The following is a 19,045-nucleotide window of genomic DNA, read 5'->3' on the forward strand; positions in this document are numbered from 1 at the left end:
ACGGGCGCGTGACCGAAGCGGCCGAAAAATTCTTTATGGACCCCCGCCGGCGGATGCTGGCGGGGTTCGTGCTGGCATTGAGCAATTTCATGGTCGTGCTCGACCTGACGATCGCGAACGTGTCGGTGCCGCATATCGCCGGTAATCTGGGCATTTCCCCTGACCAGGGCACATGGATCATCACATCCTATGCGGTGGCCGAAGCGGTCTGCGTGCCATTGACCGGCTGGCTGGCGCAGCGGTTCGGGACGGTGCGGCTCTTCATCGGGGGCATGATCGGCTTTGGCATCTTCTCGCTGCTCTGCGGCCTGTCGATGACGCTCGGCATGCTTGTCGTGTGCCGCATCGGCCAGGGGCTGTGCGGCGGGCCGTTGATGCCGATGTCGCAGACCCTGCTGATGCGCATTTTTCCGCCCGAGCAGCGCGGAAGGGTGATGGGGCTTTGGGCCATGACGACGCTCGCCGGGCCAGCCTTGGGGCCGATCATCGGCGGCTATATCAGCGACAATTGGAGCTGGCACTGGATCTTCTTCATCAACCTGCCGATCGCCGTGCTGTGCGTTTTCGCAGCGATGGTGCTGCTCGCCCCAGCCGAAACGGAGCGCAAGAAGCTGCCGATCGATTATATCGGCCTTGCCCTGCTGATATTCTGGATCGGCTGTCTCCAGATCATGCTGGATACCGGCCGCGACCATGATTGGTTCGCCGATCCCATGATCCTGACGCTGGCCGTGCTGGCGGGCATCGGCTTCCTCGTCTTCATCATCTGGGAGTTGACCGAGGAGCATCCGATCGTCGATCTGCGCGTGTTCCGCCATGTCGGCTTCACATCGGGGGTGCTGACATATTCGCTCTGCTTCGGGGCCTATTTCGCGGGGATCGTCATCATTCCCCAATGGCTCCAGATATCGATGGGCTACACCGCCGTTTGGGCGGGGATCGTCACGGCGTTCACCGCCATGACGTCCATTCTTGTCGCGCCGCTGGCGGGCCGCGCGGTCAGCAAAGTGGATGTGCGCATCCTGATATCGGCGTCTGTGGCGTGGATGGGCATGGTCACGATGTGGCGGGCCGGGTGGACGAGCGGAGCCGATTTCTGGACGCTTTCGCTGCCGCAGGTCGTGCAGGGGTTGGCGATGCCTTTCTTCATCATTCCGCTCACGACGCTGACCCTGGGTTCGGTCAATCCGGAAGAGACGGCGTCAGCGGCGGGCATGCAGAATTTCCTGCGCACCATGGCCGTGGCGATCTCAACCTCCGTCGTCCTCACAGGCTGGGGCAATGGCCAGCGGACCGCGCGCAATGAAATGGTGTCGGCGCTCGCCCCCGATGTGGGCTCGCGGCTCTCCGGAACGGGGCTTTCGCCCGAGCAGACGCCGCAAATGCTTGCCAATCTGGTCGATCAGCAGGCGACGGTATTGTCGATGAACCATGTGTTCTTCATCGCATCCTTGATCCTGTTCGTGGCAGCCGCGCTGGTCTGGGTCGCGCCGAAGCCGGTGGCGCGCGTGGACATGTCGGCGGCGCATTAAGGCAGGCTGATCTCCCGATCGATGCCGATGGCGCGCAGGAAGGCCGGGTCGTGGCTGACCACGATCAGCGCGCCGTCATAGCCAAGCAGGCCCTGTTCGATCGCCGCGATGCTGTCCAGGTCCAGATGGTTGGTCGGCTCGTCCAGCATCAGCAGCGGCGGCGGCATCGCGCCGCTCAGCACGCAGGCGAGCCCCGCGCGCAGCAGCTGCCCGCCGCTGAGGCTCCCGGCCTTTTGCAGCGCGAGGTCGGCGCGGAACCGGAAGCGGGCAAGGGCGGCGCGTACCTCATTATGGGTGGCGTCCGGATGCAGCCGCGCGAAATTGTCCGCGATGCTGGCGGCCGGATCGAGCAGCTCCACCTTCTGGTCCAGCAGCGCGCAGGCGACGTGCCGGTCGACCTGTCCGGACAGCGGCGGAAGGCTGCCCGCGATCACATGGAGCAGCGTGGATTTGCCCGCGCCATTGGGGCCGATGATCGCGATGCGTTCCGGGCCGTTGACGGTGAAGGACAGCCCCTTGAGGATCGGCGCGTTGGGGTCATGCCCCGCGGTGACATGATCGAGCATCACGATCCGCTGCCCCGGCAGCACAGCGGTGGAGGGGAGGGCGACCGTCAGGCTTTCGACCACTTCGATCCTTTGCCGGGCGGCTTGCGCTGCCTGCTCCGACTCGCGGCGCAGGCGCTCGGCCAGCCGCGCCGCCTCCCCACCTGACCCTTCGGCGCGGTCTTTCCGCATGCCGATCAGGATGCGCGGCATGTCGCCCTTTGCGCCCTTGCGTGCGCCTGCGGCGTCGCGGCGCTGCTTGCGCTCGGTAGCGATCTGGGTGCGCTTGGCGATCTCCCTTTGATGCCGTTGGGCATTGGCGAGGTCCTGCTCGGCAGCGGCCAGTTCCACTGCCTTGCGTGCCTGCCAGGAGGAGAAGTTGCCGCCATGGCGGCTGATGCCGAGCGTCGTCAGTTCGGCGATCGCCTCCATTTCCTCCAGCAGCGTGCGGTCATGGCTGACGACGATCGCGCCCGCGCGCCAGCGTGCGAGCAGGGCGATCAGCGCGGCCCGGCCATCGGCGTCGAGATTGTTGGTCGGTTCGTCCAGAAGCAGAAAATCGGGCCGGGCGAAGACCGCTCCGGCAAGCGCCGCCCGCGTCCGCTGCCCGCCCGACAATTGGCTGAGTGGCGTTTCGGGCAAGGCTTCGAGGCCGGTGTCCGCCAGAGCCTCCTCAATGCGGGATGGCAGCGTCCAGTCGCATGCTTCCAGCTCGGTCATGTCAGCCTCGCCGCGTTCGGCCTTGGAAAGGAGCGCCATCGCTTGGGCCACGCCGAACAGATCGGCGATGGTCTCGCCAGGCGCGACCTGAACGGTCTGGCGCAGTTCGGCGATGGTCCCGTCCCGTTGAATGCTGCCGCTGGTGGGCTTCAGCCTGCCGGAAATGAGGGCGAGCAGCGTCGATTTGCCGACGCCATTGCGTCCGACAAGGCCAATCCGCTCAGGAGTGAAACGAAAATCTATGTCCGAAAGGACGGTTGTCCCGTCTGGCGCGGACCAGCTGATGTGCGATAATGTGATCGAAGGCATGGGCAAAAATCTCGCTGAAAGCAAAGCGTTGGGGCTGTGCGATCAGGTTGATGTCCATGGTGTCGATCCTCCGAATATTGGTCTGCAGCGATACAGCAGGTGCGGCACGCAGGCAACCTTGCCGCGCTCGCCCGATTGACGCGGCGCAGCATCGCCGTCACTGAAAGGGCAAAAGGGTCGGGGTCCACATGCGAATCGTCATCATCGATGACAGCGGCCTGCGCGCGACGGTACTCGAAGAAGGACTGCGCGAGGCGGGCTATGACGATATCCACATCGTTCCCCCGCGCGGCGGCTTCGTCGCGCGGCTGGAGCGCATGGCGCCCGACGTCGTGCTGATGGACCTGGGCAGCCCCAGCCGCGACATGCTGGAGGAAATGCTGTCGGTCAGCCGTGCGCTGGCCCGGCCGATCGCGATGTTCGTCGACCAGTCCGACGAATCGATGATCGGCGCGGCGATCGATGCGGGCGTGTCCGCCTATGTCGTCGATGGCCTGCGCAAGGAACGGGTGAAGCCGGTGCTGGAGCTGGCCGTGCGCCGCTTCAACGCCTTCGCCAAGCTGCAAACGGAACTGGACGAGGCGCGCACGGCGCTGTCCGACCGCAAGATCATCGACCGCGCCAAATCCATTTTGATGAGCCAGCGTGGCATCAGCGAGCCGGACGCCTATGCGCTGCTGCGATCGGGCGCGATGAACCAGGGGAAGAAGATCGTGGATGTCGCCCAGGCCCTGATCACCGCCAGCGACCTGTTGGGAGGAGGGTTATGACGACGTCCCTGCGCATCGCCTATCTGCCGCTGACCGACTCCGCCGTGCTGGCGGTGGCGCGGGAAAAGGGCTTTGCGGAAGAGGAGGGCATCGCCCTTGACCTCGTCCGCGCGACCAGCTGGGCGACTTTGCGCGACCGGTTGGTGTTCGGGCAGGTGCAGGCCGCCCACATGCTGGCGCCGCTCGCCATCGCGGTGACGCTGGGATTGAGCCAGCAGCCCGCGCCGCTGGCCGCGCCCTACAAGCTCAACGTCAACGGCAATATGCTGGTGATGGCACGCGAATTCGCGCAGGCGCTCGACCCCGATGTGGTCGCGCGGCTCGACGATCCGCTGGGCACGGCGCATGATTTCGCCGCCGCCATCGGCCTGTGGAAGCGCAAGCCGGTGATCGGCGTCGTCCACCGCTTTTCCAGCCATGCGGTCATGCTGCGTTATTGGCTGGCGAGCGCTGGCGTCGATCCGGACCGCGACGTGCTGCTGCGGGTGGTGCCGCCGTCGCTGACCGTGGAGGCGATGCGCGCGGGCGAGATTGACGGCTTCATTGCGGGCGAGCCCTGGGGCAGCGCGGCGGTGGACGCGGGCCTTGCCGAAGCGGTGGCGATCGGCGAGCGGATCTGGCGGCGCGGGGTGGAAAAGGTGCTGGCTTTCCGCACGCCCTGGCTGGAGGAAAATCCGCAGGCCGTCGATGCGCTGATCCGCGCGCTGGTGCGGTCGGCGGCATGGTGCGACGATCCGGCCAACCATGAGGCGTTGGCGCACCTATTGTCCCAGCCGCATCTGGTCGACCAGCCTGCCGATGTGATCGGGCGCGCGCTATCGGGGCGCATCACCGCGCGCGCGGATATGCCACCCGTGGATATGCCCGACTTCCTGCTCTTTTCGCGGGAGGCTACGCCGTTTCCGTGGCGCAGTCAGGCGCTATGGCTCTATTCGCAGCTCGTGCGGTGGAAGATGGTTGAGCATACAGCGGAGAATGCCGCCAAGGCCGGGTCCGTGTTCCGCCCCGACATATTCCGGCGGGCGCTGGCGGACAGCAATGTGCCGATACCCGGCGCAAGCATGAAGGTGGAGGGCGCCGTCGCCTCACCACTGGCGGTGGGATCGAAGCGCGGCGAATTGACCTTGGGGCCGGATCGCTTCTTCGACGGGCGGGTGTTCGATCCTGAGCGGATCGAGGATTTTCTCGCGAGTTTCTAAATGCTCCATCCCCATCCTTATTGGGGAGGATTTGAAGCCGATGAACGACGAAAAATTGTGCCTTGCAACATGAAACGAATCATCGGATAAGATAAGGGTCGCGCGACGATGCGCGTTTACGGATGAGCCTGCCCAAAGAGGGTGCACGCTCTCCTCAACATTATTTTGCAGCAAAGCCGCTGGCCGGATGTCGTGAAAGCGATCGTCCGGAGAGCGGCTTTTTTTATGTCCATTTCACTTAGATTGAAGGACTTGCATCATGGCAACTGCTTATTGGGACCGCGACAAAAGCGGTGAGGGGAAAGCGGGTTCGACCAGCTTCTGGAAAGCTGGTCACACGCCGACGCTGATCGCGGCCTTTCTGTATTTCGACCTCGCCTTCATGGTGTGGGTGCTGCTTGGGCCACTCGCCCCGTCGATCTCCAAGACATTGGGCCTGACGCCCGCTGAAAAGGGGCTGATGGTCGCGGTGCCGACGCTTGCGGGCGCGCTGCTGCGGGTGGTGAACGGCCTGCTGGTCGACCGCATCGGCTGCAAGCAGGCGGGGGCAATCAGCCAGGTCATCGTGATCCTGGGCCTCTTCACCGCCTGGTTCATGGGCGTCAACAGCTTTGGCGGTACGCTGGCACTAGGCGTGATTTTGGGCTTTGCAGGCGCAAGCTTCGCCATCGCGCTGCCGCTGGCCAGCCGCTGGTATCCGCCTGAACATCAGGGGAAGGCCATGGGCCTTGCGGGCATGGGCAATTCGGGCACGGTGCTGGCGTCGCTCTTCGCGCCGATCCTGGCCAAGCTGTTCGGATGGAACGCTGTGCTCGGCCTCGCCTGCATCCCGCTTACCATCGTGTTCGTCCTCTACATGATGATGGCGAAGAATGCGCCCAACGCGCCTGCGCCCAAGAAGCTGGTGGATTATTTCCAGCCTTTGAAGAGCGCGGACGCCTGGTGGCTGATGGGCTTTTATTCCGTGACCTTTGGCGGTTTCGTCGGCCTTGCCGCGAGCCTGCCAATCTACTTCACCGATCAGTTCGGGCTGACGCCGATCACCGCAGGCTATTGCACCGCGGGTTGCGTGTTCGCCGGATCGCTGGTCCGTCCGATGGGCGGCGCGCTGGCCGACCGGATCGGCGGGGTCAAGGCGCTGATGATGGTCTATATCGCCGCCGCTCTGGCGCTGGCGGCTGTATCCTACGCTGACACACTGGTTTCGGCGCTTGGCTTCTTCGTCGCGGCGATGCTGGCGCTGGGTGCCGGCAACGGATCGGTGTTCCAACTGGTGCCGCAGCGCTTCCAGGCGGAAATCGGCGTGATGACGGGCCTGGTCGGCATGGCGGGCGGCATTGGTGGATTTTACCTCGCTTCGTCGCTGGGGATCGCCAAGCAGTTCACCGGCAGTTTTGCGCCGGGCTTCCTGATCTTCGCGGGGCTTTGCGTGGTGGCCTTCCTTGGCATCTCGATGGTTCGTGCACGATGGCGGGCGACCTGGAGCAGCGGCGCGCGCATCTGATCAGAGAGTGATTGGAGAGGGAGGCGGCGGCACTCGGAAAAGGAGCCGCCGCCCTTTGTTTCAGTGCGAACGGGTGGAAGTGTTCTGGGATTTCGAGCGAAAGTTTCTCCCGAATCACCTTGACCCCATTTCCCATTCATCTATGCTGCACTGCGAAGGACAAGGTTGTCCTCAACTGACATAGCTGCGGTGATCCACGGACGGATCAACAAAGCGTGAATGATGGCAAAGCCGCCATCCAGACCTCTGGGTTCAAAGCCCAGGGGTCCGGATGGCGGCTTTTTTATTGTCTGGAGTCAAGGGATGGATTTTCAGAACAACGCCGGACCGGAGACGGCCAACGAAGAGGATATCTTCGTGCCTTCGGACGATGTTCGCGAACATCTGGTGGTTGTTGGCAACGGCATGGCCGGTTGCCGCGCGGTCGAGGAACTGTTGGCACGGGATGCAGGGCGTTATCGCGTCACCATCTTCGGCGCAGAGCCTTATGTGAACTATAATCGCATCATGCTCTCGCCGGTTCTGGCTGGTGAGAAGAGCTTCGATGACATCATCATCAACAGCCGCGAATGGTATGACGACAATCAGATCGAACTGATCGCGGGTGATCCGGTGACGGGCATCGACCGCACCGCCAAGACCGTCACGAGCCTGTCGGGTCGCACTGTTGGCTATGACAAGCTGCTGATCGCGACGGGTTCCGACCCGTTCATCATCCCGGTTCCGGGTAAGGACCTGCCCGGCGTCATCAGCTTCCGCGACATGAAGGATGTCGACACGATGCTGGAAGCTGCCGGAAAGGGCGGCAACGCAGTGGTGATCGGCGGTGGCCTGCTCGGTTTGGAAGCGGCACACGGCCTGACCCTGCGCGGCATGAAGGTGACGGTCATCCACCTCATGGACACGCTGATGGAACGTCAGCTGGACGAAGCGGCGGGCTGGTTGCTCAAGATCGCGCTGGAAGGCCGGGGCCAAACCATCCTGACCGGCGCCAACACTGAATCCATCTATGGCGACGGCAAGGTCGAGGGCGTCCGCCTGAAGGACGGCACCGAAATCCCGGCGAGCCTGGTCGTCATGGCGGTGGGCATCCGCCCTTCGACCGCTCTGGCGCGCGAAGCCGGTCTGGAGGTCAATCGCGGCATCAAGGTCGATGACCATATGGTCACCAGCGACCCCGATGTTCTGGCGGTCGGCGAATGCGTCGAGCATGACGGCAATGTCTATGGCCTTGTCGCGCCGCTGTGGGACATGTGCCGCAGCCTGGCTGATGGGCTGACCGATCAGCACACGGGATACAAGGGTTCGGTCACCTCCACCAAGCTCAAGGTCGCCGGTCTGGACGTCTTCTCCGCCGGTGATTTCTCGGGCGGTGAGGGTTGCGAGGACATCGTGCTGCGCGACGCATCACGCGGCGTCTACAAGCGCGTCGTGGTCAAGGATGACAAGGTCATTGGCGCGGTCCTCTATGGCGACACGGCGGATGGCGGCTGGTATTTCGACCTGCTGAAGCGCGAGGAAGATGTCGGCAAAATCCGCGACCTGCTGATCTTCGGTCAGGCCTTCGCCTCTGGAGGAGGCGCGCTGGACCCTAAGGCGGCCGTTGCGGCGCTCTCGGACGATGCCGAGATTTGCGGCTGCAACGGCGTCAGCAAGGGCCAGGTCGTGGGTTGCATCGAAAAGGGCGCATGCAGCCTGGATGCCGTGCGCGCCACCTGCAAGGCTTCGGCCAGCTGCGGTTCGTGCACTGGTCTCGTCGAGAACCTGCTGGCGGTGGTGCTGGGCGATGACGTCCAGTCGGGTCCCAAGACGATGTGCAAATGCACCAGCTTCGGCCATGACGATGTCCGCCGCGAGATCGTGGCGCAGAATATGCGCTCGATCCCCGAGGTGATGCAGAAGCTGCACTGGTCCACCCCGGATGGTTGTTCCTCCTGCCGCCCCGCGCTCAATTACTATCTGCTCTGCGCGCTGCCGGGCGAATATGTCGATGACCAGCAGAGCCGTTTCGTCAACGAACGTATGCACGCCAACATCCAGAAGGACGGCACCTACTCGGTCGTCCCGCGCATGTGGGGTGGCCTGACCAACCCCAAGGAACTGCGCGCGATCGCCGATGTGGTCGAGAAATATGACGCGCCGATGGTGAAGGTCACGGGTGGCCAGCGTCTGGATATCTTCGGCATCAAGAAGGAAGATCTGCCCGCCGTCTGGGCCGACCTCAATGCCGCTGGAATGGTGTCGGGTCACGCTTACGGCAAGTCGCTGCGTACGGTGAAGACCTGCGTGGGTTCGGAATGGTGCCGCTTCGGCACGCAGGATTCGACCGGCCTTGGCGTCAAGACGGAGCGGATGACCTGGGGGTCGTGGATGCCCCATAAGTTCAAGATCGCCGTATCCGGTTGCCCCCGCAACTGCGCGGAGGCGACGATCAAGGACTTCGGCGTGGTCTGCGTGGACTCGGGCTATGAACTGCATGTCGGCGGCAATGGCGGCATTCATGTCCGCGCCACCGATCTGCTCTGCAAGGTTTCGACCGAGCAGGAAGCGCTCGATTACTGCGCCGCCTTCACCCAGCTCTACCGCGAGGAAGCACGCTATCTGGAGCGCACCGCGCCCTGGATCGAGCGCGTCGGAGTCGACTATGTGAAGCAGCGCATCGTCGAGGACGACGCAGGCCGCGAGGCTCTGCGCGCACGCTTCCTCTATTCGCAAAGCTTCAGCCAGGAAGATCCCTGGGCGCAGCGCGCCGCCGGTGCAGAAAGCGAATTGCACCAGCACCTCGAACCCATTGCCATCGCTGCGGAGTGACACCCATGACCGATTGGATCGACATCGGAACGCTGGCCGACATTCCCCAGCGCGGCGCTCGCACGGTGCAGATTGGCGGCGAAAAGGAAATCGCCGTCTTCCGCACCAGCGATGACAAGGTCTTCGCGCTGGTCAATGAATGCCCGCACAAGAAGGGGCCGCTGAGCCAGGGCATCGTCCATGGCCACAGCGTCGCCTGCCCGCTCCACAACTGGAACATCGCCCTGAAAACGGGCGAGGCGCAGGGCAATGACGAGGGCTGCACGCCGACCATCGCCGTGAAGGAGGAGGGCGGTCGCATCCTGATCGCTCGGCCCACGGCGCTGAAGGCGGCTGCCTGAAAGCGGCATCGAGCTTCCGGTCCCCAGCCATAATGGCGGGGATCTGGGTGGGGGTGTCTTGTTGGCCATCCCTTGCGGCAAGCGCCTCCACCCAATTCTTGTTCCTCGGGAAGAAGAGGTAAGAGCATGAACCAGGCCATCCGCACTACCTGCGCCTATTGCGGCGTCGGTTGCGGCATTTCGGCCACGCCGACCGGACCCCGATCGGTCACGATCAAGGGCGATGAGGCGCATCCTGCCAATGGCGGGCGGCTCTGCTCCAAGGGCACGCATCTGGGCGAGACGGTGGGCCTAACCGGCCGCCTGCTGCACCCCATGATCGGCAACAAGCGCGCCACTTGGGACAAGTCGCTGGACCTCGTCGCGAAGAAATTTCGCGACACCGTCGATCGCTTCGGCCCCGACAGCGTCGCCTTCTACGTCTCGGGCCAGTTGCTGACCGAAGATTATTATGTCGCCAACAAGCTGATGAAGGGCTTCATCGGCACCGCGAATATCGACACCAACAGCCGCCTTTGCATGTCGAGCGCGGTCGCGGGCCATAACCGCGCCTTTGGCGAGGACATCGTGCCTGCCAGCTACGACGATCTGGACGAAGCCGATCTGATCGTGCTGGTCGGCTCCAACACCGCCTGGTGCCACCCGATCGTCTATCAGCGCATTCAGGCGGCGCGAGCGGAGCGTGGGACCAAGCTGGTCGTGATCGACCCACGCCGCACCGAAACCTGCGAAGGCGCGGACCTGCACCTGGCCGTAAAGCCTGGCACCGACGTTGCCCTGATGAGCGGTCTGCTCGCCTGGTGCGATCAGGAAGGCGTCACCGACCCTGCGTTCATCGCCGACCATCTCAATGCGCCCGAAGGCTTCTGGGAGCATATCCGCACCGGCCATGATCTCTGGACCACGGCAAAGACCTGCGACATCGCGCCCGCGCTGCTGGAGCAATTCTTCAAGCTGTTCGCCGCCACCGCGCGCACCGTCACCTTGTTCAGCCAGGGCATCAACCAGTCGATCCGCGGTACTGATCAGGTCAACGCGATCATCAACGTCCACTTGGCTACCGGCCGGATCGGCAAGCCCGGCGCTGCGCCCTTCTCCATCACCGGCCAGCCCAACGCCATGGGCGGCCGCGAAGTCGGCGGCCTCGCCTCGACGCTGGCGGCCCATATGGACTTCGCGCCGGAGAATGTGGAACGCGTCGGCCGCTTCTGGGCCGCGCCCACCATGGCGACCAAGCCGGGCCTGAAAGCCGTCGACCTGTTCCGCGCCATCAACGAAGGCCGGATCAAGGCGCTCTGGGTGATGGCCACCAACCCCGCAGTCTCGCTGCCCGACGCAGGCCGGGTCCGCGAGGCGCTGGAGACCGTGCCCTTCCTCGTCGTCTCGGACATCATCGCCGACACCGACACCAGCGTCTATGCCGACGTTCGCTTGCCCGCTGCTGGCTGGGGAGAGAAGGACGGCACCGTCACCAATTCGGACCGCACCATCAGCCGCCAGCGCCCCTTCATGGCGCTGCCCGGCGAGGCGAAGCCCGACTGGTGGATCATCAAGGAAGTCGGCCGTCGCATGGGCTGGCGCAACGCCTTCGCCTATGATCGGCCCGCCGACATCTGGCGCGAACATGCCCGCCTGACCGCCTATCAGAATGATGGTGCACGGCTGCTCAACCTGCGCGCGCAGGCGACCATCGGCAACGACGCCTATGAGGCGATGGAGCCCTTCCGCTGGGGTGGCGACAAGCCCTTCGCGGATGGTCGCTTCTCCACCCCCGATGGCAAGGCGCGGCTGGTACTCGCCAAGCAGATGGACCTTCAGGAGCCGCTCCAACAGTGGCCGATGACGCTCAACACCGGCCGTTATCGCGACCAGTGGCACACGATGACGCGCACCGGCCTGTCGGCGAAGCTCGCCCGTCATCGGGAGGAGCCGCTTGTCGAAATCCATGCCGAGGACGCACAGGAACTGGGCATTGCCCATGGCGACCTGGCCCGGGTTTTCACGGCGCAGGGCAACAGCATCTTCCGCGTGGCGTTCAGCGAGGGCCAGCGCAGGGGCGAGATTTTCACCCCGATCCACTGGACCGATCAAATCTCGACCGGCGGCCGCACCGGCCTGCTCCCCCGCCCGCTGGTCGATCCCCATTCCGGTCAGCCCGGCTTCAAGCTGACGCCCGCCAGCATCGAGAAAGTCGCGACCGAGTGGAAGGGCTTCCTGATCCTGCGCGGCGAGCAGCCCGCCAGGGTTCCCTGCCTGTGGGCGACAAAGGTCACCGTGCCGGGCGGCGCGCTTTACGAGGTCGCGGGCAATGGCGATCCCGCCCGGCTCGAAGCCTGCCTGCCCAGGGGCGACCGGGTCGAGGCCGTCGATATGTCGCGTGGCACCCGCCGCGTCGCGATTATCAAGGATGGCAAGCTGGCAGGCGTCCTCTTCGTGACCCGCACCGGCCTGCTCCCCACGCGCGACTGGCTCATCGGCCAGCTTGAAGCCGAAGAGGTGGGCGCTTCCGTCCTCGCGGCGCGCGGCCCCGGCAGCCAGCCTGACAAAGGCCCGACCATCTGCGTCTGCTTCGACATCGGCCTCAACCAGATCGTCGCCGCAATTCGCGACCAGAGCCTGGTCGACGTGCCCGCCATCGGCAAGGCGATCGGCGCGGGCACCAACTGCGGGTCCTGCCGCCCCGCGCTCGCCAACATCCTCGCCCAAATCCCGCAGGAGACGCTCCATGCAGCCGAATGAACTTATCGCCCCCGGTGAAGTCTGGCTGGTCGGCGCAGGTCCCGGCGACCCGGACCTGCTGACCCGCAAGGCCGAAAAGCTGATGGCGGCGGCCGACATCGTCTTTTATGACGCACTGGTCGGCCCCGGCGTCCTCGACCTCATCCCGCAGGGCATCGAGCGCGTCAGCGTCGGCAAGCGCTCCGGCCGCCACAGCAAGGATCAGGAAAGCATCAACGACCTCCTCCTCGCCGCCGCAAAGGCAGGCAAGCGCGTCGTGCGCCTGAAAGGCGGCGACCCGTCGGTCTTTGGCCGCTCGGCCGAGGAGATGGATCATCTCGCCGCTGACGGCATCCGCACCCACATCTGCCCCGGCATCACCACTGCCAGCGCGGCGGCGGCAAGCGGCAACGCCTCGCTCACCCTGCGCGGCAAGGCGCGCGGCCTGACACTGGTGACCGCGCATCTGAAAGCCGGTGAGCCGCTCAAGCTCGACTGGGAAACGCTCGCCCGTCCCGGGGGCACGCTCGGCATCTATATGGGGCGCGCCGCCGCCGGAGAGATCAGCCGCCAGCTGATCGCCGCCGGACGCGATCCCGAGACGCCGGTGATGGTGGCGGTCAATGTCTCGCTGCCCACCGAACGCCTGATCCGGGGGAAGCTGTCGGCGCTTGCCTTTCTGGTGGCCACGATCAGCGACGAAGATCCGACCCTGCTTCTGATTGGTGAAGCGGTGGCGGGCACGACCATGCCAGTAGAGGCCGCCACGAGCGTCGCTCTTCAGCTTTGAAGACCGGCTCTCCGCGACCTTTGCCCTGAGCTTGCCGAACGCCCCCGAACTTAGTTGGAAGGAAGGGAGGGGGCTTCGGCAAGTTCAGCTCGGCGATAGGGTGCAACCCGCTCAGCACGATAAGCAACGTGCTCCTGCAAAGGCAGGAGCACGGCGCAGCTAGCTTTTTGGCAATCCGGCAAGATCCTGCGGTCGATTAATATTCGGCAGGACGATATCCGCCCGCTCCACGATCCGCGCGCCGATCCGCTCCAGCCAGCCATATATCGACCGGCTATTCTCCTCAGCCAGATGCGCGTCCAGTTCATCTGCAAGCCCCGCAGGCCAGAAACCGGCAAGTTGCTGCCCCTTCAACACCGCAGCGCCTTCTCCCGCCAGCGCCTCCACCAGCGCCGCCGGATAGAGCGGCATGTCACACCCGGTCGTCAGCACCGCGTCATAGCCTTCGTCCCGCGCATGATGCAGTGCCGCGTTCAGCCCGCCCAGCGGTCCCATATCAGGCGCGGGCCGGTCGGAGAGGCTGGTCATCCCCTCGACCGTCCGCCCGCAGACCACCACCGTCTCCACATGCGGCGCGATTGCTGCTACCGCATGTTCAATCAGCATGCGCCCATCCGGCATCAGCGCCAGCGCCTTGTCGCTCCCGAACCGGCTTGATCGTCCCCCGGCAAGCACAGCGCCCAGTAATCGCATCGATCCACTCCTTGGCAGAACCCTCGCTTTCCCCTATGGCGCGCGGCGTGAGCGGGCAACCGCTGACGATAAGATCGCGCCGGAAAGGGAATGCGGTGCGGACGGCTCATCCGTCCAAATCCGCAGCTGCCCCTGCAACTGTAAGCGGTGAGCGCGATGCACCCGGAAACCCGCATGCCTTCAAAAGGGGAAGGCGAGGGGGACCAGCCACTGGACACGCGTCCGGGAAGGCCCGTGCATCGCCGCGACGACCCGCGAGCCAGGAAACCTGCCGGCGCATGGTCGCTCTTGCCTGGGTCCAGGGATCGGCCCGGGCACGGTTTTCCGTCTGAGCGACGAAGCGGCGCAGGGCCGCATCGGTGCGCGTGACGGGATTGGCGTCTCCCTCCCTCGCGCACCGGCCGCTCGCGCGGACGCCCTGGCCTCATGTCGCATGGCGCTCAGGGAAGACAGAATATGTTCAAGACCGGAATCTCGCTGCTGGCGCTCCTCGCCGCCACCCCAGCGCTTGCCGAAGACGCAGACGAAATCGTCGTCACCGCGCTCGGCATCGAGCAGCCGACCGATGAAGTCGGGCAGGCCGTGACGGTGATCGATGAAAAGACGATCGAGACGCGCCAGAATGTCAGCGTCGCGGACCTGCTGATCACCACGCCCGGCGTCCGTTTCAACCGCGCCGATGCCGTGGGCGGCGTCACCGGCATTTCGATCCGTGGCGCGGAAACGACGCAAACGCTGGTGCTGCTCGATGGCGTGAAGATCAATGACCCGAGCGTCATTGGCGATGCCTACGACTTCGGCAATCTGCTCACGGGCAACATCCGCCGCATCGAAGTGCTGCGCGGCTCCAATTCGGTGGTCTACGGCAGCCAGGCGATCGGCGGCGTGGTCAACATCATGTCGGCCGAGCCGGGCGAAGGCGTTGGCGGCAGCGCATCGGTGGATTATGGCTATGCCGACACGCTGAATGCAAAGGCTGACATATCGGGCAGCACCGGCATCGCATCGGGCAGCGCGGGCGTCGCCTATTTCCGTACCGATGGCATCTCCGCGGCACAGGGCGGTACGGAGAAGGACGGTTATGAAAATATCGCGACCCACGCGAAGCTGAAGCTCGCCTTCACCGACAATCTCAGCCTCGACCTGCGTGGCTATTACATCCATGCGGACCTCGATACCGACATCTTCTTTGGCGCGCCGGCTGAATCAAGGGATAGCAGCAAGCTTGACCAATATGTCGGCTATGCGGGGCTCAACCTTTCCTCTTTCGACGGCAAGTTGACGCAGCGTGCGGCGGTGACCTGGTTCCGCAATGACCGCGACTATTTCTTCGCGCCCAGTTCCGCGCCTGACTATGGCTATTCAGGCACCAACCTGCGATTTGAATATGAAGGCGTCTATCAGCCGGTGGATCAAGCCAAACTGGTCTTTGGCTACGAGCATGAGCGGCCCAAATATGACTCGTTCTTCTACGACTTCTTCACAGGCGATAAGGTCGTCAGCGGAGCAGAGGTAAACATCGACAGCGTCTATGCGCTTGCGGTCGTAAAGCCTTTTGTTGGCTTGTCGGTTACCGGCGGCGTACGCCATGACGATCACAGCCAATTCGGGGGCGCCACCACCTTTGGCGCCAACGCCAACTACACGCCCAATGAAGGCCGCACCAATATCCGCGCCAGCTATGGCGAAGGCTTTCGCGCACCTTCGCTGTACCAGATCTACGACGCCACCTATGGCAATCTCGACCTCAAGCCCGAACGGTCGAAAAGCTATGACATCGGCTTCGATCAGAGCCTGGATGAGGGCCGCGCGATGATCTCTGTCACCGCGTTTCGCCGCGACACCCGCGACCAGATTTATTTCGACGGCTTCGCCCTTCCTTTCGGCCGCTATGTCAACCTCACCCGCACCCGTGCAAAGGGCGTGGAAGCAGCCTTGACGCTGAAGCCCGTCGATGCGCTGACGGTCATAGCGGCCTACAGCTATATCGACGCTGTCGACCGGTCCGAAGGCGGGCTCAACGAAGGCAAGCGCCTTCCCCGCCGCGCAAAGGATGCCGTCAGCGTCTCGGCAGACTATGATTGGTCGTTCGGCCTGTCGACTGGCGCAACGGTGACCATGGTCGGCGACAGCTTCAACGATGCCGCCAACACCCAGCGTCTCGACGGCTACGCCCGGCTGGACCTCCGCGCCTCGCTGCCGATCAACGAGCATCTGGAGATTTACGGCCGCATCGACAATGTCACGGACGAAGAATATGCGACCGTCTATGGCTACAGCACCTATGGCCGATCGGCCTATGGCGGCGTGCGTGTCCGCTTCTGACGGTGAAAGATGAACGGGGTGGGCGGCCGCCCCGCTTCATCGCCGGGGCGCGGCCTTTGGCTGCGCCCTCTCTTTGCCCGCAGCATCCGCCTGGGCAATGATGCTGCGCGCGGCCTGCACATAGGCGGGGCCGCCGCAGACCGTCCAGGCCTGGGGCACACGGATGCGGGGGATGGATCTCAACGCGGGATGGTGCAGCATCTCCGTCCCCTGATCGACGATGTTTTCGCTGCCTTCTTCCACGATCAGATAGTCGGGCTTGGCTGCGATCATCTGTTCCAGCGGCACTTGCGCCAGCGCGGGCTTGCCGAGCTTTTCCGCCAGATTGACGAGGCCCGCGCGCCGGATCAGTTCATCGACCAGGGTGCCCGTGCCCGTCATGTAGCCGCGTCGCTGATAATAGGCCGCGACCCCGCCGCCCTTGCGCCGGGGCAGGGCGGCAAGATCGCGCTCCATGCCCCTGATCAACGCTTCGCCGCGCGCGCGCTGGCCGACCGCCGCCGCGACCTGACGAACCTGATCGCGGATTGCGGCGAAGCTGGTTGCGCTCGCGAGGCCCAGCTTGCGCCATCGCCCATCGGGCGCGCCGACCACGCCGCCTGTGCCATCAGGAAAGCCAATCACCAAGTCGGGCCGCAACGCCAGCACCTCTTCGGCCGGGCGCTTCAGCACCGGAAAGCGCCGCGCCTTCGCCACCGCTGCCGACAATTCGGGATCATGGCCATAGGGGCTCAACGCCGCGATCTGACCCGGATCGGCGAGCGCCAGCACATATTGGTCGGCGCAGGTGTTGAGCGACACGATGCGGCGTGGCGGGGCAGGGGCGGCGCTGGTGAGGCTGAGCGCACAAAGCGCCGCGATGATCTTTCCGCGCATCAATCCTGCCTCTGCAACGTGCTGGGCTCCTGCGAAGGCAGGAGCCCAGCTCAAGTGAAGCAACTGGGCTCCTGCCTTCGCAGGAGCACTACGACCTGTATCAGCGGCCTTGGAGTGCGCAAGCCATGAGCGCGCGCCGCCATCCGCTTCTGCTCCCGGTTCTCACCGCGCTGACTCTCATCGCAGCGCTGGGCTCGCTCACGCTGGGCGCCGTTCCGCTTTCACCCCCTCGCATCCTTGCCGTCCTGAGCGGCGGCGGCGATGAGGTCGCCCGCGCCATCCTGATCGATCTGCGCGTGCCGCGCATGCTGCTCGGGCTGATCGTCGGCGCGATGCTCGGCCTCGCCGGAGCGGCATTGCAGGGCTATTTGCGCAATCCGCTGGCCGAACCTTCGGTGCTTGGCGCATCCAATGCAGCCGCGCTCGGGGCGGTGGGCGCGCTCTATTTCGGGCTGGCGCAGCTTCATCCAGTGATCCTGCCGATCCTGGCCATCACCACCAGCCTGATCGCGATCGGCGCGCTGTTCCTGCTGGCCGGGCCATCGGAAAGTCCTTTGACGCTGATCCTCGCTGGCATTGCCGTCGCAACGCTCGCCGGGGCGGGGATCAGCCTGTCGCTCAACCTGTCGCCCAATCCCTTCGCCGCGATGGAGATCATGAGCTGGCTGATGGGCAGCCTTGAAAATCGCAGCTATGCGCATGTCTGGATCGCCTTGCCCTGCGTGCTTGTCGGAGCCGCGCTGCTGATCGCGGACGGGCGCAGTCTCGACGCGCTGACCTTGGGCGAAGAAGGCGCGCAGGCATTGGGCGTCGACCTCACCAAGGCGCGGCTGCGCATGATGCTGGGTGTCGCCATCGGCGTCGGTGGCGCGGTCGCGGTGTCTGGCGCGATCGGCTTTGTCGGGCTGATCGTGCCGCATCTCGTCAGGCCGCTGACTGATCGCTCGCCGTCGGCGATCCTGCTTCCGTCCTTGCTCGGCGGCGCGGCGTTATTGACGCTTGCGGACATCGGCGTGCGGCTCATTCCCACCAGCAGCGAATTGAAGCTGGGCGTTCTGACGGCGCTGTTGGGTGTGCCGGTCTTCCTGGTCCATCTGATGCGGGAGCGGCGGCTATGGTGACGATCCGCACGCAGGAGCTGTCGGTGCGCCTTGGCCGTCATGCTGCGGTTCGCGGCGTCACTACGGCGCTGGAGCCGGGGCAGCTGGTCGGCATCATAGGTCCCAATGGCGCGGGCAAATCGACGCTAATCCGAGCGATGCTCGGCCTTGCGCGCGTGGAGAGCGGAACGGCGTCGATCAATGAAAAGCCGATCGCCAATATCGGCCGCAAGGACATCGCGCGTGTGGTCGCCTATCTGCCGCAGGGGCAGACATTGCACTGGCCCTTGATGGTGGAGCGGCTGGTCGCACTGGGGCGGATGCCGCATCTGGGCCCGCTCTCGCGGCTGTCGGCAGAGGATGAGGCGGTGGTCGATGCGGCGCTTGCCCGCGCGGATGTGTTGCACCTGAAGGGGCGGATCGCGACAGAATTGTCAGGCGGCGAACGGGCCCGTGTTCTCCTCGCCCGCGCATTGGCGGTGGGAGCGCCCTCGCTCATCGCTGATGAACCGCTTGCCGCGCTTGATCCGGGGCATCAGCTTGATGTCATGGACTTGCTGAAGGCCGAAGCGCGGGCAGGATCGCTGGTTGTAACCGTGCTGCACGACCTGGGCATGGCGGCGCGATATTGCGACCGGCTGCTGTTGATGGACCAGGGGCGGCTGGTCGCGGACGGCAAGCCGATGGACGTGCTGACGGAGCAGAGCCTTGCCCAAGTCTACGGCATTTCCGCGTGCATCGATGCGAATGGCGAATGGCCGCTGATCCTGCCCACGGGGCGGATCAAAGGCTAAGCGCTACCTCCGTTCGCC

At 64.7% G+C, this 19,045-nt stretch carries 14 protein-coding genes and 1 riboswitch; of the genes, 11 read left to right on the forward strand and 3 right to left on the reverse strand.

Annotated features, from left to right (window positions below):
* Positions 1–35 precede the first annotated feature (35 nt).
* A complete protein-coding gene (locus tag ACYU8T_RS00450; RefSeq protein WP_201515477.1) occupies positions 36–1,532 on the forward strand; it encodes a DHA2 family efflux MFS transporter permease subunit in 1,497 nt (498 codons plus the stop codon).
* On the opposite strand, the gene ACYU8T_RS00455 is transcribed toward ACYU8T_RS00450, so the two are convergent.
* The gene (locus ACYU8T_RS00455) at positions 1,529–3,106 is read right to left on the reverse strand and encodes an ABC-F family ATP-binding cassette domain-containing protein (RefSeq protein WP_461158174.1); all 1,578 of its coding nucleotides are present in this window, start codon (positions 3,104–3,106) and stop codon (positions 1,529–1,531) included. The genes ACYU8T_RS00450 and ACYU8T_RS00455 overlap by 4 nt on opposite strands.
* Before the next feature lie 188 nt (positions 3,107–3,294).
* Between ACYU8T_RS00455 and ACYU8T_RS00460 the strand changes: the two genes are divergently transcribed.
* The 7 genes from ACYU8T_RS00460 to cobA all read left to right on the forward strand — a co-directional run bounded on the left by ACYU8T_RS00460 (position 3,295) and on the right by cobA (position 13,239).
* On the forward strand, positions 3,295–3,876 hold the full coding sequence (locus ACYU8T_RS00460; protein WP_097090892.1) for an ANTAR domain-containing response regulator: 582 nt from the start codon (positions 3,295–3,297) through the stop codon (positions 3,874–3,876).
* Entirely contained in the window at positions 3,873–5,075 is a 1,203-nt protein-coding gene (locus ACYU8T_RS00465) for a CmpA/NrtA family ABC transporter substrate-binding protein (protein WP_247234079.1), read from the forward strand. The genes ACYU8T_RS00460 and ACYU8T_RS00465 overlap by 4 nt, the downstream gene beginning before the upstream one ends.
* Before the next feature lie 259 nt (positions 5,076–5,334).
* Positions 5,335–6,579, forward strand: a complete 1,245-nt coding sequence (locus ACYU8T_RS00470) for a nitrate/nitrite transporter (RefSeq protein ID WP_461158175.1) — start codon at positions 5,335–5,337, stop codon at positions 6,577–6,579.
* Positions 6,580–6,882: 303 nt separating this feature from the next.
* Positions 6,883–9,390, forward strand: coding sequence for a nitrite reductase large subunit NirB (gene nirB, locus ACYU8T_RS00475; protein WP_461158176.1), 2,508 nt, complete (start codon positions 6,883–6,885; stop codon positions 9,388–9,390).
* Between the two features lie 5 nt (positions 9,391–9,395).
* On the forward strand, positions 9,396–9,731 hold the full coding sequence (gene nirD / locus ACYU8T_RS00480) for a nitrite reductase small subunit NirD (RefSeq protein ID WP_461158177.1): 336 nt from the start codon (positions 9,396–9,398) through the stop codon (positions 9,729–9,731).
* A gap of 126 nt (positions 9,732–9,857) precedes the next feature.
* Positions 9,858–12,470 carry a molybdopterin-dependent oxidoreductase gene (locus ACYU8T_RS00485; protein ID WP_461158178.1) on the forward strand — a complete coding sequence of 871 codons (2,613 nt, stop codon included), beginning with the start codon at positions 9,858–9,860 and terminating at the stop codon, positions 12,468–12,470.
* A complete protein-coding gene (cobA, locus tag ACYU8T_RS00490) occupies positions 12,457–13,239 on the forward strand; it encodes a uroporphyrinogen-III C-methyltransferase (RefSeq protein WP_247234073.1) in 783 nt (260 codons plus the stop codon). The genes ACYU8T_RS00485 and cobA overlap by 14 nt, the downstream gene beginning before the upstream one ends.
* Positions 13,240–13,398: 159 nt before the next feature.
* Here the strand turns inward: cobA and mobA are convergent, their stop codons facing one another.
* The gene (gene mobA, locus ACYU8T_RS00495) at positions 13,399–13,932 is read right to left on the reverse strand and encodes a molybdenum cofactor guanylyltransferase (RefSeq protein WP_461158179.1); all 534 of its coding nucleotides are present in this window, start codon (positions 13,930–13,932) and stop codon (positions 13,399–13,401) included.
* Between the two features lie 27 nt (positions 13,933–13,959).
* A riboswitch (cobalamin riboswitch) is annotated at positions 13,960–14,222 on the forward strand.
* Positions 14,223–14,388: 166 nt separating this feature from the next.
* On the opposite strand from mobA, the gene ACYU8T_RS00500 reads away from it, so the two are divergent.
* Complete coding sequence (locus ACYU8T_RS00500; RefSeq protein WP_461158180.1) at positions 14,389–16,257, forward strand: TonB-dependent receptor plug domain-containing protein; 1,869 nt, start codon at positions 14,389–14,391, stop codon at positions 16,255–16,257.
* 36 nt (positions 16,258–16,293) lie between these two features.
* On the opposite strand, the gene ACYU8T_RS00505 is transcribed toward ACYU8T_RS00500, so the two are convergent.
* Positions 16,294–17,133 carry an ABC transporter substrate-binding protein gene (locus ACYU8T_RS00505; protein WP_461158181.1) on the reverse strand — a complete coding sequence of 280 codons (840 nt, stop codon included), beginning with the start codon at positions 17,131–17,133 and terminating at the stop codon, positions 16,294–16,296.
* A 125-nt stretch (positions 17,134–17,258) separates the two neighbouring features.
* Here ACYU8T_RS00505 and ACYU8T_RS00510 point away from each other — a divergent pair, with 125 nt between their 5' ends.
* Positions 17,259–18,254, forward strand: a complete 996-nt coding sequence (locus ACYU8T_RS00510; protein WP_461158182.1) for a FecCD family ABC transporter permease — start codon at positions 17,259–17,261, stop codon at positions 18,252–18,254.
* Positions 18,248–19,027: an ABC transporter ATP-binding protein gene (locus ACYU8T_RS00515; protein WP_461158183.1), complete on the forward strand. Its 780-nt coding sequence runs from the start codon at positions 18,248–18,250 to the stop codon at positions 19,025–19,027. Before ACYU8T_RS00510 ends, ACYU8T_RS00515 begins: the two co-directional genes overlap by 7 nt.
* Positions 19,028–19,045: the final 18 nt, after the last annotated feature.

The sequence above is a fragment of the Sphingobium sp. TomMM35A genome (assembly GCF_054771735.1).